General features: G+C 41.0%; 11 protein-coding genes. 7 read left to right on the top strand and 4 right to left on the bottom strand.

Annotated features, from left to right (window positions below):
• Positions 1–183: 183 nt before the first annotated feature.
• Positions 184–1,545 carry an FG-GAP repeat domain-containing protein gene (locus M1D52_RS18880; protein WP_437393288.1) on the bottom strand — a complete coding sequence of 454 codons (1,362 nt, stop codon included), beginning with the start codon at positions 1,543–1,545 and terminating at the stop codon, positions 184–186.
• A complete protein-coding gene (locus M1D52_RS18875; protein WP_437393289.1) occupies positions 1,546–1,827 on the bottom strand; it encodes a hypothetical protein in 282 nt (93 codons plus the stop codon). It abuts the gene before it with no gap.
• A 1,293-nt stretch (positions 1,828–3,120) separates the two neighbouring features.
• On the opposite strand from M1D52_RS18875, the gene M1D52_RS18870 reads away from it, so the two are divergent.
• A complete protein-coding gene (locus M1D52_RS18870) occupies positions 3,121–4,029 on the top strand; it encodes an OmpA/MotB family protein (RefSeq protein ID WP_013665719.1) in 909 nt (302 codons plus the stop codon).
• Between the two features lie 543 nt (positions 4,030–4,572).
• On the opposite strand, the gene M1D52_RS18865 is transcribed toward M1D52_RS18870, so the two are convergent.
• Positions 4,573–6,201, bottom strand: a complete 1,629-nt coding sequence (locus tag M1D52_RS18865; protein ID WP_437393290.1) for a SusD/RagB family nutrient-binding outer membrane lipoprotein — start codon at positions 6,199–6,201, stop codon at positions 4,573–4,575.
• An 11-nt stretch (positions 6,202–6,212) separates the two neighbouring features.
• Positions 6,213–9,260 (bottom strand): SusC/RagA family TonB-linked outer membrane protein, encoded by a 3,048-nt coding sequence (locus M1D52_RS18860; protein WP_437393291.1) that lies wholly within the window; start codon positions 9,258–9,260, stop codon positions 6,213–6,215.
• A 660-nt stretch (positions 9,261–9,920) separates the two neighbouring features.
• On the opposite strand from M1D52_RS18860, the gene M1D52_RS18855 reads away from it, so the two are divergent.
• The 6 genes from M1D52_RS18855 to M1D52_RS18830 all read left to right on the top strand — a co-directional run bounded on the left by M1D52_RS18855 (position 9,921) and on the right by M1D52_RS18830 (position 15,060).
• Positions 9,921–11,120: an ankyrin repeat domain-containing protein gene (locus tag M1D52_RS18855; protein ID WP_437393292.1), complete on the top strand. Its 1,200-nt coding sequence runs from the start codon at positions 9,921–9,923 to the stop codon at positions 11,118–11,120.
• 8 nt (positions 11,121–11,128) lie between these two features.
• Positions 11,129–12,472, top strand: coding sequence for an ankyrin repeat domain-containing protein (locus M1D52_RS18850; RefSeq protein ID WP_437393293.1), 1,344 nt, complete (start codon positions 11,129–11,131; stop codon positions 12,470–12,472).
• A gap of 28 nt (positions 12,473–12,500) precedes the next feature.
• Positions 12,501–12,773, top strand: coding sequence for a hypothetical protein (locus tag M1D52_RS18845; RefSeq protein WP_013665724.1), 273 nt, complete (start codon positions 12,501–12,503; stop codon positions 12,771–12,773).
• 64 nt (positions 12,774–12,837) lie between these two features.
• A complete protein-coding gene (locus M1D52_RS18840; RefSeq protein WP_013665725.1) occupies positions 12,838–13,569 on the top strand; it encodes a DUF481 domain-containing protein in 732 nt (243 codons plus the stop codon).
• A gap of 160 nt (positions 13,570–13,729) precedes the next feature.
• Complete coding sequence (locus tag M1D52_RS18835; protein WP_377612291.1) at positions 13,730–14,389, top strand: NAD(P)H-binding protein; 660 nt, start codon at positions 13,730–13,732, stop codon at positions 14,387–14,389.
• An 80-nt stretch (positions 14,390–14,469) separates the two neighbouring features.
• Positions 14,470–15,060 carry a TetR/AcrR family transcriptional regulator gene (locus M1D52_RS18830; RefSeq protein ID WP_377612289.1) on the top strand — a complete coding sequence of 197 codons (591 nt, stop codon included), beginning with the start codon at positions 14,470–14,472 and terminating at the stop codon, positions 15,058–15,060.
• Positions 15,061–15,103 lie beyond the last annotated feature (43 nt).

Here is a 15,103-nt window from a genome sequence, read left to right as displayed (position 1 = left end):
CAATTACGCGGTTTATCTAACCATTGTCGGGAATGAAATTACTGCTGGTCAAAATAGAATGAGCAGGTTATATTGTTGCAACTAAATGTGGCTATACTTTTAGTAAGTGCACATGCTATAATTTACCAAAACGCCTAAGAGAAAGCATTTAACTTTGTATCCTAGGCGTTTTGTATTGAGAGCTTATCTCAAATTAACAACTACATCCCATGTGCCATAACCATTATTTGCATAGTCTATCCTCCAATATCCGTTTGCATCTTTTATGGCGAGGTCTGCCTTCCCATCTCCGTCATAATCAGCGGGCGCTGGCACTGCATCGATTGAATTGCCATAGTTCGGAAATTTTATGTCAAAAGAACCAAAACCTGTTGCGGCATAATCTATCCACCAATAACCATTGGTATCTTTGATTGCAAGGTCTGCTTTACCATCACCGTCGTAATCGGCTGGCGCTGGTATAGCATTTGAATATCCATAATTCGGTAACGAAACGTTAAAAGAACCAAATCCGTTTGCGGCATAATCTATCCACCAATATCCGTTTTTATCTTTAATAGCCAAATCTGCTTTGCCGTCACCATCGTAATCCGCTGGGACAGGAATGGCGTCTGTCGAATTTCCGTAACCGGCGAATACAGCATCGATTGAACCGTAACCATTATTGGCATAATCTATCCGCCAATAGCCATTATCATCTTTGATTGCTAAGTCTGCTTTGCCGTCACCATCGTAGTCGGCTGGTACAGGTAAAGCTTTGGGAGAGTTTCCATAATTTGGCAAAGCTATATCAATGGAACCAAATCCATTGGCTGCATAGTCTATCCGCCAATAGCCGTTCGAATCCTTAATGGCTAAATCAGTTTTGCCATCCCCATCATAGTCAGCAGGTACTGGTACGGCCTCAATAGAATTGCCATAGTTGGCTAAAACCACATCCCAAACACCGAATCCGTTTTTTGCGTAGTCTATTCTCCAGTATCCGCTCGCGTCTTTGATAGATATATCCATTTTTCCATCTCCATCATAATCTGCTGGTACGGAAATTGAACCTGCGGGATAAGGTGTTTCTATATCGCCTGCGGAAATCGTTCCATACGTCTTACTAGCATAATAATACGATGACCATTTTGGCGTTGTTCCGCTATAAGTATCCCAATAACGCCATTTGAGCTTCACAACTCCGGCCTTGTTATTTGGTTGCAGCTTTGCTGTTTTAGCAAATTCCTTACTCCAATAAGTGCCGGTAGCTTGTGTAAAATCAGAGGTAGTTACAAAAATACTATCAGAAATTGCGGTTTCAGAGCCGTTGGCATCTAAAACATAGATCGCTTGCGCTTTAACTTGTGTGGAACCATCGTATCGTTGGAATTGCATGACGGTATTGAATGGAGTTTCGCCACTGTTGGACTCATACTTGATTTTCCCATCATGAAGATATATGTTTTGAACTCCCCAATTCCCGATTTTTATATCTATCACTTGGCTCGTTGCGGTATTGACTAAGGTAACGAGGGCTAATAATGTATATAACAGTTTTTTCATTTATTTCTTATCTAGGTTTTTATCACGGTTATAAACATCAAGAACATCTTCATACTTAAGCTCACGATCGTAGTCCCCGGGTAGTTTAAACGCTTGGGTTTCTTTATTAAACACAATGGAAGAAACGTCTAAATGCATTTTTTCTGCTAGAAACTGCCGTAGGGTCTCAATTTGGGCTTTTTCTTTTGTCACTTGTTGAACTGCATTATCCTTGTTACAGGCTGCGAAGGATAGGCTGAGCAGTACCATAGGCACTACTAATGATTTTTTGAAATACTTCATAAACATAAATATAAGTTTAGGAGGCAAGGCCTCGTTGAACGGTCGCAAAGCAAGTGATTAAAATCGGCTAAATCAAAAAAATTACACAGAATGCCATTTTATGAGGACGAAATTTGGTTTTGATTATATGAAATTAATTTTATGCTTGGTAGAGATAAACTCAAATTTGTTTTTATAAATTTGTTACTCTCAAATTGCTGATTAGCTTCATGCGATTACCGGTGTTCTTGCTCAATATCCACCAACTCAAGAATCTATTCTTTCAGCACTCGCCCTTCTTCTTTGATAGTTAAGTTCCTTACCCTTATTTGGAGATCGATAATCGAAACAGATAAATAACCATTAATCCAGAGAACCTACCATAAAGACGATTGTCTTTATCATGGATCATATTGACTTTGTAACAAGGACTTTTGTATTCAACTTGATCCCGGTCGTCTTTATCGTATTTCCGTATGGCTTTGTGCCAATTCCGATCGGGATGATATTAAAGACGCGCGGAATTAAAGCAAACCGATATAACTTTGTTTCTAAGTCATACGGGTTTTTAATAATGTCGGTCGACATTGTGTTGATGTCCGTTGCATTTATTATAAAATCAGACGGGTTTATCGTAAAGCCGTTTGCCTTTACTATAAAGACAGGTGGAATTGAGTTATTTCCGGTTGGGGTCAAGTTAATTCTGTATATCTTTAATATAAAGTTGTTTGGAATTGTGTTAAAGTTGATCGCCTTTATAGTAAAGACAACTTACTTTGTTTTAAATGCAGTTGGATTTACTACCATGCTGTTCGTGTTTATTTCAATGTCAGTTGGAATTGGTTTAAAGTTGGTTGTATATGCTGTGATGCTGTTGAAATAATACTAAAGTACGATGAAGATATTTATATTTTGCTCAGCGAAATAGCAAACGATTTTGGCAGACACGGTGCCGGATTTATTGCTATTTCTGCCAATTAAAAAGTTCAACCTACCTGGCTAGCAACTTTAACATATTTTAACAGCTGTAGCAGCCGTCTATAAACTGATGCACATCCTTACTATATTCGAGTCCGATAGTAGTCCGATAGGTATTGCTTAAAAAGCCGTGTTTTGGGCTTTTTTACGTACTGTATAGGGATATCACTGGGATATAGGGGGAATAGGACACGGATAGAACACGGCTCAAGGTCGGATCAAGGACGCCTCTATGTAACGATTTAGCCTAAAGCCTATAGCTTATAGCGTACTGCCTTCTACTTTTGGCACGATATTTACATATAAGACATTGCTTATTGATAAATGAAAACAATTATGTACAAGAAAGTGTTTAGTTTGCCCCTTGCAGTTCTAGCCATAGCGCTACTTGCAAGTGCTTGTGTGGGCAACAAAAAGTATACAGCTTTGCAAAGCGATTATACCGAGTTGCAAACGAAGTATAAGGACTTGGATTTAAAGTTCCTGAATAGTCAGCATGAATTGACGAATGCCAAATCTCGCGTAACGGATCTAGAAGAACAGATCGCGCAGTACAAGTCGAATGTAAATTCGCTACAGGCGGCTTTGGATAAATGTTTAACCAACAGCGGCCAGGGCAATGCCAACATCGCCAAGTTAGTGGATGAAATTAATGCTTCTAACAAATACATCCAGCATTTGGTGAATACCAAGGCTAAAAGCGACTCGCTTAATATGGTGTTGACCAATAATCTGACGCGCTCCTTGAGCCGTGAAGAGATGCAGGATGTGGATGTTCAAGTGTTAAAAGGTGTGGTTTATATCTCGCTTTCGGATAACATGCTCTATAAATCGGGTAGTTATGAAATTTCTCCGGCTGCCGGCGAAACATTAGGTAAAATTGCTAAGATTATCATGGATTACAAGGAGTATGAAGTGTTAATCGAAGGTAATACGGACAATGTACCAATTTCGCAGAAGAACATCCGGAACAACTGGGATTTAAGTGCGCTGCGTGCTTCATCGGTGGTACAGGCCTTGCAAAACGACTACGGGGTAGATCCTAAGCGACTTACTGCTGGTGGACGTGGAGAATATAACCCAATTGCAAGCAATGATACGGAGGCTGGAAGAACGCGCAACAGACGTACCCAGATCATCATTACACCTAAGTTGGATCAATTTATGGAGCTGATTGATAAGGCGCCTGAAAGCTCGCAAGATGGGGATACAACAGTTACCGAGCAAGATACTACTACTTATTAAGTAAAAAAAGCTAAAAGAAAACCCCGGCACTGCATGCAGTGCCGGGGTTTTTTTGTATTTGTATTTGTTTTTCCATGCCACGCCGTAAGCAGCCCTCGGGGAGAGGGCCGCAGGCGTGTGCCAAACAAACACAGAACAAAACCTTTTAAGCGAAAAGCCATAAGCTAATCACCTAAGATCTTTTGAAGGCACAGCGCTTCGTTTAAAGCGGTGCCTATATGTTTAAGAACAATAAATCTTTCCCTCTCTATCTTCCTAGTCTGCGATTACATGTGCAAAACCTAAAGGTTAAAGCGCCATAACGCAAAATAGAAGAAGCCTTTGTGATTTTTCCGATAACTGAGCCCTGCGTTTAGGAACAGGTTTAAGAAATTTAGACTTCTTATCAGTACGTTGCAAGATAATAATTTTTTTTGTTAAAGAAAAAAATATCGAAATATTTTGTGTAATCCAAATAATAGGAATATCGAAAATTAGACTTTTTTCAAACAACAGAAAAGGTCTGAATAATTTAACTATTCAGACCTTTTTAATGCTTAATTATTAAAAGGTTTTATCAGCAACGTCCCACCACAAACGGGTCCCGCCATTATCTTGCCCGCCTAGCATCTCAACAGCCTCGGCTACTGCCGCACTATTACTGTTATATTCACGTTGCGGATAGGGCATCCGTCTAACGCCGGGAATAGTAGGTATCGTTCCACCACTATAATTCACTACAACGGGAAATAGAATAGGATAACCGGTGCGCCGATATTCAGCCCAGGCTTCATCACCATCCGGAAATATAGCAATCCACTTCTGGGTAATAATGCGTTCCAGCTTAACCGCGTTAACAGCTGCATCATCCCATTTGATTGTGATTTTACTCAAGTATGGGGAAGAAGCGGGGACATCATTTTCTCCGCTCTTAACAGCCTTCGGGTCTACGTAAGGCATAGCCATGCTTGTTGCATCATTCTTATAAGCGCTTGCTTGAGCGGTTAAATTATACATCTCAAAAGACCGGTCGATGCCTGTCTCATAATTGGTTTTCGCATCTCCTGCATTGCTCCAACCTCTCAATGCCGCTTCGGCTTTCAAAAACCAGCTTTCGGGAGCTACCATTAATTGCATCTTCATAGCCTGTGGTTGCAATTTGGAGTAATTGTCGTACCGGCTTTTGGCATCAATGTTAATACCGGAACGGATCCCCTTATATTGTCCGGCGACAGCGGGGTCCGTTGCGGTAAGGAATAGTTTGGGTAGACGAGGGTCGTTGTAACCGCGTAAAATAGATTCAAATGGAGCACCCAGTCGGGTATCACTCCAACTACTGGTGATGATGTTTAAGGGATGGTCTACACTTAAGGTGATGTAGCAGTTATCGACTACATTTTCCAATAAACCGCCATTTACCGGGTCCAGGGCTTTCTCGCCCTCAGTTTTAGCTAATGTAGGATTGACATAAGCGATGCGTAAAGCCAGTCGCAAACGCAATGTATTGGCAAATTTAAGCCAATGGCTATACCGTTTCGAGGTATAGGCAAGGTCGGCCTTCTGCATGGCCGGAGAATCCTCCGTGTTTTGAATCGTTTTTAGGATGTCAATCGCTTTATTTAAGTCCTCAAAAAATAGGGTATAGGCTTGTTCCTGCGAGTCATAAGAGATTCCGCCATCATCGTTGATCACATTATACTTACTATAAATAATCGGGCCGACCTTATCGCTAGTACGATGCATGGCCGCTACCTTTAGCACAAGGGAAAAAGCGTAAATATCCTGTAAATTTTGATCTTCTTTCGTCAATTCGATCACACGATATAACGGATTCATCGCTTTAATATAACGCTGCACCCAAATAGCCTGATACCAACCTTGCACTAGGCTATAGGTTAGATTATTGGCATTACCCACAAAAGGCGCCTGCGCACCAAAGTAACCGCCATAGGCGTCGCTGCACAAATTATTGGCTAGTTGGTATTCGCCCACATCCTCCGGAATAATGTCGCGTTGTGCCTGTGCTAGAAAGGATGCTATTAAAGCATAATCGGCGTTTGCCTGATCATCTGTAACGCCCACAGGGCTGGTGTTGATCTCTTCGAACTTGTCCGTACAACTCTGACCGACGGCTAATCCGATGAACGCAATGAAAAGTATGCTGTATTTTTTAAATTTATTGATCGTGTCCATAATGTTGTCAATTAGAAAGATGCTTTTAATGTTAAACCGAAACTTCTGGTAGTGGGTAAGCCAAAAATATCATAACCCTGGCCTCCGACACCGGTGGTTGTGTTAAGCTCCGGATCATATGGAGCATCGTTTTTAAAGAAAAACAGGTTCCTTCCGGAAAGACTGAGCGAAGCTTGTTGAACCGCGCGCCATTTGATCGGCAATTTATAACTGATAGAAAGCTCGCGTAGGCGAATATTGGTGGCATCGTAAATTTGCCCTTCAATAATTCCATCCCGGTTACCGATTGCACCATAATAAGCCTGTGCTGGTAATAGACCTTGCCATGGCGTGCCATCGGCTTGTACCGCCGGAACATCTACACCGCCCCGATCACGGGCATCGGCGCTTTCTTGGCTCACACCGAAAGAATTTAAATAACCTTGAGTAATGCTGATAACCTGGCCACCAAAACGGCCATCGATGGTAAGGCTCAGCGAGAAGTCTCCATAGCTTACCGTATTGTTCCATCCAATGATAGATTTAGGATTATTATTGCCAAGGTAGCCATCGGGCCCGCCTTGAGGTCTTCCGTTTTCGTCCACGATAAGAGTACCATTCGCATCACGTAAGAATGTGCGTCCCCAAAAGTCACCGAAAGATCCACCCAGGCGCAGAACATTGAAATTGCCACCAATACTATAGCGTTCGCCAAGGCCGGGCGCCAACTCTAATATTTTGTTGCGGTTTGCCGTAAAGTTCACGCCCGTATTCCATGTGAAACGCTCGGTTTTGATCGCGTCAACACCTAAGGCAAGCTCAATCCCTTTGTTTTCGACATTTCCGGCATTGAGAAACACGGTAGTATATACCGCGCCGACGGGGCCGTCATAAGAGAAATATTGATTCTTTGTATTGGTCTTATATAGTGCTAAATCTATGTTAACGCGGTCGTTAAAGAAGCGACCTTCATAACCAAGTTCAAAACTTCTGCTAATTTCGGGTTTAAGCGGAAGCCCTTTATACGGGCCAGAAACATTAGCCGTCAGTGTTCCGGTGGCTAACGTATTTACCGGAAATGTTGAAAAGGCGGCTACATCGTTACCTACCTGTGCGTAAGAGAAGCGTAATTTACTATAATTGATAAAAGCGGGAAGTGTCATCAGTTCCGACAGGATGGTGGTTAACCCGGCCGACCAGTAAAAATACCCTTTGCTTTTGTTGGGCGTGAAAGCCAATGTTGAGGACCAGTCGTTCCGTGCGGTGAGATCGACATAAACCTTCTCTTTGTAACCGATGTTGGCTGAGCCAAATAACGACTGAACCTGTCTTTTGTTGGCAGTTTCTGTTAGACTGGTGATGGGCGAATTTCGGTAGATATTACTTAATAGGAAAACATTGGCAATAGCTAATCGACGCTGATCCAATATCCAACCGCTTTCGCGTACATCATTAATGGACGTACCTGCCGTAAATGTCAGATTCCAATCGTCGAACTGCTTGTTTCCGTTGACTAATAAATCTCCATATAAGGCGGTACTTTCTCCTTCTTCGCGTTGATATCGACCATTATCATTCAGCACGCCCGCAATGGTTTCTCCGGAAATGACGCCTTGGGTACCGGCATAGGTTCGGCGTTGCCACTTATCCCAACGCTTGTTAAGGGTCCCTCGTGCCGTGACATTCAGCCAATCAGTTATATTGTAACGCAGTTGCGCCTGGCCGATAATGTTGTTGCGGTTCTGATCAGTCGGATTTCGATGCAATACCCAGAACGGGTTCTGCTGATGGTGCGTGCCCGTAAGACCAGCATCGGCATTGATATTCCACCAGTCCTGTAAATATAGATTTCTTGACGACGAAAAGTATTCGAAGGTTTTATATTTTTCGAAATCCTGCCCGCGAGGAAACATATATAGGCCACTTAAGGGACTGAAATACAAACCGGAGGCAGGGCGATTATGTATCTTCTGATAGGAGTACATTAAGCTGCCATCGAAGGACAATTTATTGTCGAAGAAGTTGGATGTATTGCGAAGCGATACGGTATGCTGATCGAATGTGTTGGTTGGAAGTACCCCTTTATTCGTGGTGTTGCCATAAGAGAAATAATTCTGCATCTTTTCCGTGCCGCCACTAAAACTAACTGAATTAATAAAGGTGGTCCCTGTATCGAAGAAATCTTTTACAGGGTCTGAAAAGGAGCCTGCTTCACCCCAACTTTCTTCACTATCGGGCGTCGACTGGCCATATTTATATTGCAGCTTGGGTAAGTAAAAAGGTTTATCAATTGTCACGCCGAAGGATATATCCAGTCGCATACGCCCGGCCGCTCCTTTTTTAGTGGTAATCATAATGGCTCCGTTGGCTCCCTGACTGCCATAGAGTGCAGAAGCAGAGGCGCCTTTTAACACGTTGATACTAGCGATATCATCTGCATTCAGGGTACTGAGGATATCGCCTTTGTCTGTTCCGCCACCGAATGGTCCTTCAGAACCACTGCCCGCAGTATTGGTAATCGGCAAACCGTCTACTACATAAAGCGGTTGATTACTGCGGTTCGATTTCATACCTCTTAAGACAATATTAACAGAACCGCCCATCCCGGACGAGCTGCGGTTAATCTGAAGTCCCGAAATTCTGCCGGTTAAGTTATTCATCGGGTTTACATCTTTAACACGCGTCAGTTCATCGCCCTTCACAGTCTGGGTAGAGTAAGTCAAGCTTTTAGCTTTACGTTCAATCCCCAAAGCGGTAACTACCACCTCGTTCAGTTTATTGTCTGACGCAACCAAACGTATATTAAGAGGGGTGTTGTTATTGGCTGCGACGGTAACAGTTTGCGATTCGTAACCCAAAAATGAAACTTCGAGCGATAAGTTGTTTAAAGTGGTTTGTAAATTGAATCGACCCTCTTCGTCGGTGGAAGTGCCGATATTCGTTCCTTTTACTTTGATGGATACGCCGGGTAACGGTTGGCCATCCGTCTGATCGGATACTTTTCCGATGATACTTCTTGTCTGCGCTCCCAATAAGAGCCATTGACTAAAGAACATTAAGCATAGCAAAACTTTCTTCATGTTAAGTGATTTTGGTTATAAATTGTTGTTTAAGAACGGGTTGTGTTACATTAGGTTGGCCTGCAAATGCTTTCAAAAAGCACAATAAATATCCGAGCGCACATTTTTTTGTTTCACAAATGTGATCGCCTGCTTCACAGCATCGAGTCCGTAAATAAATTGATAGGGTAAGTGCTTTACGATCGATTACACGATTAAGTTATTGAGAATAACAGAAAACCTCTAAGGATCTATTGCACAATAATGTTTAATAAACGAGGGATTAAGCTGGTTGATGGCTTAAATTCTGTTCTCTGTTGCTATCAATAAAATGTATTGATCGGTTGCTTGTATTGTTCTTGTGTTTGTATTAGTCTGACTTTAATTGAATTTAGTCTCTCATAATTGTAACATTTCTGTGAATATAGATAATATTTTTAAGAAAGCAATAGTATTTCAAAAAAAAAGTTTTTGATAGGTTCTTATTTATACCAAATATAAAATGAAACATACTTTTGTGAAATAAAATAGAAGTTTAGCAGCTCGTGCCCACCTAACTTAAGCTTCAAGTTTGTTGTGTAGACAGAAAACAAGCCCTACCCGGCTCTTCAAAAAATAGCTGATTTCAGGGGGAGCCGATAGTGGCAAATTCGCTAGTTTTGTTCACATCCCATTAGAAATATGACAAACGACGAATTAAGAGCAATAGAGTCCGCCGCAAGGGCTAAAGATTCGGAACAACTCAAGGCGATAACCGAACAGGCTACAAGTGCTAAAGATTTTCAAGATTATGCACTTGGATCTGCCGTCACTCAGTTGATTAAATCGAGTCAATACGAAATAATCGACCTTTTTATTCGGAAAGGTTTGATCGAAACGGATCTTTATCTATACGACAAATTTGACAATAGTATTATTAACACATTCTTACGCATCGATAGTCTGCAATTGCAGGACTTAGCTGGTTATTTAGCTTGGTTTGAAACTTTTGCCACCCGGATCGATGAAATTGACGAAGAAGTAGGGGGGATTACTTTACTCAACTATGCGATTGAGGTGAATGCGCCCGTCTCCTTATTGAAAATATTAGTGGATCAAGGGGCAGACATTCATCGGAAAGATAAATACGACCAAACGCTTCTTTACAAGATATGTAATTACGGGATGAAACCCGAAGCCTATCGAAGTGAGCTTGTAACATGGTTGATAGCAGAAGGCCTAGATATAAATGCTGCCAATGTTGAGGGGAATACACCCCTTCATGTTGCTGTTCGTTTGCGGAATATAGAGGTGATAAAAGCGTTGTTGGAAGCCGGTGCCGACCCCAATGTTGAAAATAAGCAGGGAGAGAGCGCCTTTTTTCATGCCGCTGTTTTTCAATTCGACGCAAAAATAATGGAGTTGTTTTTACATTATCAGACCCCGGATTTTTATGCTTTAACCAAACAAAAAGAGAATCTCTTAAATGGTTTTTTGCGCGCCATGGTATATGAGAATGATGATAATTATAAAATATTGGATATGTTGTTAGATCATGGAGGTGACCTTAAGGAGCCGTCGGACTATTACCATCAGCCAAAAACAGGAATTGACTGGGCTTTAGAGAAGTCATACAACTTACTGGAGCGCCTGGTACACAGAGGTGCTCTCGATCTCGACTATCGCGATAATGAAGGCAACACGTTATTGCATAAGGTATGTATGTTTAACTTGAATTATGATGAACCAAAGGCAAAAGAACTGTACCGAAAGGTGAAATTTCTATTACAACAAGGTGTAGATGCCAAATTAGAAAATATAGCCGATAAAAAAGCGGTAGATTATGCGATGGGTGACAATCTGAAATCAAAAACAGTAGAATTATTATTAGCACAAGAATAAGTTGTATTATGTCTCAATCATTTATCATTGCCTGTGAAGAAGGTAAAAGGAAGATTGCTGAAATCCTTTTGGAAAAACAACAAGTTGATGTGGGTTATACTGACGAAAAAGGCCGTACAGCATTACATTATGCGGCGCATCGCGGTTATTTGGATCTAGTGAAGCAATTAGTTAAATCAGGTGCGGATCTGAATTATGAAGACCATCAGGGAGAAACGCCCCTGTACTTTGCCTTGTTGCAAAAACAGAAACAAACGGCCTTGTTTTTAATGAACCAGGGAGCTGATATACGAATAAACGACTTTCTGGGTAACAGCTTATTGCATATTGCCGCAAGAACCGGACAACAGGAGGTGGCCGAAAAATTGATCGCTGACGGACTCGATATTAACGCTTTAAACAATGAGGCAGAATCACCTTTATTGATTGCTGTGCAATATAAGTACCCACCGATGGTGCAATTACTATTAGATAATGGAGCTGAAGCAAATGTAAGTGATAAGCAGGGAAATACGGCGTTAAATTTGGCTGTTGAACAGAACTCGGTACCGATCGTTAATAAGCTTTTAGACAATGGAGCGGCTGTCAACATAGTGAATGATCAGAGCGAAGGCCCTCTCCTTTTAGCAACGAAATTAGGTAACCGTTTAATTGCGCAACGTTTAGTAGAACAGGGTGCTGATATTTTTGCCGAATCGGCCGAAGGTATATCGCCGGTGTGGTACGTGTGTGGCAGTAATCAAAAGGAGCTATTGGCGCTATTTCTATCCAAAGGATTGTCTCCCGATTATGCAAGGCCGGTCGATTCTTTCGATGGCCGAGACGGGGATTATATTCGGAAATTGATTGCGCGAACCGGTACGCGTACTTTTATATTAGGCTTTGAACCGCATTATGCAGGCGAGACTTTGTTACAGACGGCCACGAAATCCGGTTATCTTTCTTTAGTAAAACAACTGTTAGAGGCGGGAGCAGCGATTGATAAGCAAGACGCCGCAGGCAATACCGCGTTGCATTATGCAGCGGCTTATGGTAAGAAAGATGTTGTCCGGTTTTTGTTAACGCATGGCGCAACCACAGATTTAGCCAACGCGTTGGAGCAAAAGCCTATCGATTATGCTAATATGCAAGGTTTCAACGAGATAACCGCCCTATTAATCGATTTTGGTGCTCAATCAAATGATATAGTTGACGGGCCGATGCAGGCAGAAATGCCAAAGGTAGCCGTACAGGCGGGTATGGATATGGCACAAAAGAAACAGGCACTTTTTGATTTGAAGGATTTATTAGATGCAGGTATAATCAATCAAGAGGAATTTGATGCCGAGAAAAATAAAATTCTACAATCCTGAACTTGTTGAAATATAAAATAAGATAACTATGTTGATTTATCGAGGTTGGGGAATCTTAGCCATTTTAATACCCATTGTATGTATAATGATTGGCATATCGCTTTTTGGCGAAGCAGGAAATTCGACTTTACGTGGGTTTCTTTACAGTTTGTTAGTTTCCGGTATTATAATCGTTCCCTTGGGGCTTTATCTTAAACGTAAAGGTAGAAAGCACGATTTATATTTTATTCCTTTATTTGTTTGGGGAATCGTTTGGATCACTGTTGCGTTTGGGTTTTTACTCGGAAAAGGTCTTTTGTAAGTGAGTTTACCAAGCAATAGGTTAGCTTGTGTTTTATTGTCAATTTGGCTAAGTTTGTCTAGTAATGGTCAAACAGCTATGGTTTTCTGTTCTCTTTGTTGTTTTCATTAGCCTCGCACACGGTCAGACGCAGGATAGCACAAATTATTACGTCCAGTTCTCGTCCACGAATTCGATTAATAAAACAAATGACAAAAGCGCATTTCTATTGAACAACGCACTCCGTTTTTCCATCGCAAAAGAGCGGATTAAACTAAATTTCAACAATAACTGGCTCTATGGACGCCAGGATGGGAGCCAGTCAAATAACGATTTTTCAAGCTCACTTGATTTTAATATTTATCGGAAAGATCTTCGGTTTTTCTATTGGGGTTTAGCGAATTACAATACGAGCTTTTCTTTAAAGATTAGAAACCAACTATTGGCGGGAGCCGGCGTTGCTTATAACCTGATTGACAAAAACGAAGTTTTTCTTAACATAAGCGACGGCTTTCTCTATGACGCAAGCAGTATTCTTGAAAATGAGTTACCTATAGATTATCAAACGGTACGAAACTCTTTTAGACTCCTTTACAAATTTGTCTTTAAAGAGCTTATCATTATTCAGGGCAGTAATTTCTACCAACCTTCGCTCACCGATGCGGCAGACTTTAATATTAAATTAAACAACGATATTGCATTTAAACTAAATAAATGGCTTAGTTTAAAAGGCTCTTTGGTATATAACCGTATTAATCGTACAGATCGAGAAAACCTATTATTTACCTATGGAGTTGCTTTTGAAAAGTATTTTTAAGCTTTCGGTAGTTGCCCGAGCTACTTCACAAAAACGACGATAATGAAAACTTTTTTGGCACGTTATTACTTCTGTAAAAGAAGTAATTTGTCTTGCGAATGAAACCTTCCACTAATATGGCAGGGAAGCATAAGTCTAATTCATTAATTATTTTACGCTGATGAAGAAAGCAGTTGTATTTGGTGCCACCGGCCTTATAGGCTCGTATCTTTTAAAGGAATTACTCAATAGTACAGATTATGAAGTCGTAACGGTTGTTGTTCGGAGAAAATTGACTATTCATCATCCTAAGTTGAAACTGTTAATAGGCGACTATCATAGCTTACCTAGTCTGAAAGAAGATATTAAAGCCGATGAAGTTTATATAACCTTGGGAACTACGAAAAATAAAACACCTGATCAAAGGGCATACTACGAGATTGACCACGACTATCCGGTGCTGGCTGCAAAAATAGCCAAAGAACAAGGTGCAACAGCCGTTTTTTTAGTGACGGCCGTCGGTGCGAATCCTAGCTCCGGTGTGTTTTATTTAAGGACGAAGGGGGAAGTGGAAAGGGATCTCATAGCACAAGGGTTCGATCATACACATATTTTCAGACCTTCCATGTTAATGGGAAATCGGGACGAGAATAGGCCATTGGAAAAATTTTTTATGGCCATATGGTGGTTTATTGGACCGCTGTTAATAGGGAAGGGGCTTGAAAAATATCGAGGTATTGCCGGAGAGCGTGTGGCTAATGCCATGATAAAGGCTGCACAAAATCAAAAGGAAAAAGTAAAAATTTATCATTGGCGAGAAATGCAGGATCTTTTAAAATGAGCCGAATTCGCTGCTTGTGAAAAGAGCTCACATTTTGTTGCTATCAATAAATTTTTTTCCTTTGTGCAAAAGAAACCGGCATGAAAAAGGCGGAAGCAACTCGATTCAGTATTCTACGAAAAGCCTTTGAACTCATATACACGAAGGGATATCAAACAACGAGCATTGATGATATTCTTGCAACAACAAAAGTAACGAAAGGAGCCTTCTATTACCATTTCAAGAATAAAGATGAAATGGGACTGGCCATTATCAATGAAATTCTTAAACCTAATTTTGCCAAAAATTTCATTGATCCTTTAAAAAACGATCAGGACCCTATAGAACGCATATATAATATGATGTACCACCTATTGATGGAAAACGAATTTCTAAAAGTAGAATATGGTTGCCCTGCCGCTAATCTAACGCAAGAAATGGCCCCTTGGAATGAGCGTTTTGCGAAAGCACTTGACGAACTCGTCAATCAATGGAATAAGTCTTTAATCGCAACGATCGAAAAAGGAAAGAAAGACGGACGTATACGACAGAACGTGGACGCAAAACAGGTTACTTTTTTTGTTATGTCGGGTTATTGGGGTATCCGTAATTTCGGCAAACTTGAAAACAATCGATCGGTATATGTTCCTTATTTAAAGGAACTTAAGAATTACTTGAACTCGCTGAGATAATTTTTTTATCTAAAAACATACTGAGTAGTATGTTTTGTTATAT

The organism is Olivibacter sp. SA151, assembly GCF_054130995.1.
The sequence above is the reverse complement of the archived record's forward strand: the minus strand, read 5'-3'. Positions and strand labels throughout refer to the sequence as shown.

Excerpts from the sequence above, each read along its gene's own strand:
- M1D52_RS18875 (WP_437393289.1), bottom strand. The coding sequence starts at position 1,827 with ATGAAGTATTTCAAAAAATCATTAGTAGTGCCTATGGTACTGCTCAGC.
- M1D52_RS18865 (WP_437393290.1), bottom strand. The coding sequence starts at position 6,201 with ATGGACACGATCAATAAATTTAAAAAATACAGCATACTTTTCATTGCG.
- M1D52_RS18860 (WP_437393291.1), bottom strand. The coding sequence starts at position 9,260 with ATGAAGAAAGTTTTGCTATGCTTAATGTTCTTTAGTCAATGGCTCTTA.
- M1D52_RS18850 (WP_437393293.1), top strand. The coding sequence starts at position 11,129 with ATGTCTCAATCATTTATCATTGCCTGTGAAGAAGGTAAAAGGAAGATT.
- M1D52_RS18870 (WP_013665719.1), top strand. The coding sequence starts at position 3,121 with ATGTACAAGAAAGTGTTTAGTTTGCCCCTTGCAGTTCTAGCCATAGCG.
- M1D52_RS18840 (WP_013665725.1), top strand. The coding sequence starts at position 12,838 with ATGGTCAAACAGCTATGGTTTTCTGTTCTCTTTGTTGTTTTCATTAGC.
- M1D52_RS18835 (WP_377612291.1), top strand. The coding sequence starts at position 13,730 with ATGAAGAAAGCAGTTGTATTTGGTGCCACCGGCCTTATAGGCTCGTAT.
- M1D52_RS18880 (WP_437393288.1), bottom strand. The coding sequence starts at position 1,545 with ATGAAAAAACTGTTATATACATTATTAGCCCTCGTTACCTTAGTCAAT.
- M1D52_RS18845 (WP_013665724.1), top strand. The coding sequence starts at position 12,501 with ATGTTGATTTATCGAGGTTGGGGAATCTTAGCCATTTTAATACCCATT.
- M1D52_RS18855 (WP_437393292.1), top strand. The coding sequence starts at position 9,921 with ATGACAAACGACGAATTAAGAGCAATAGAGTCCGCCGCAAGGGCTAAA.
- M1D52_RS18830 (WP_377612289.1), top strand. The coding sequence starts at position 14,470 with ATGAAAAAGGCGGAAGCAACTCGATTCAGTATTCTACGAAAAGCCTTT.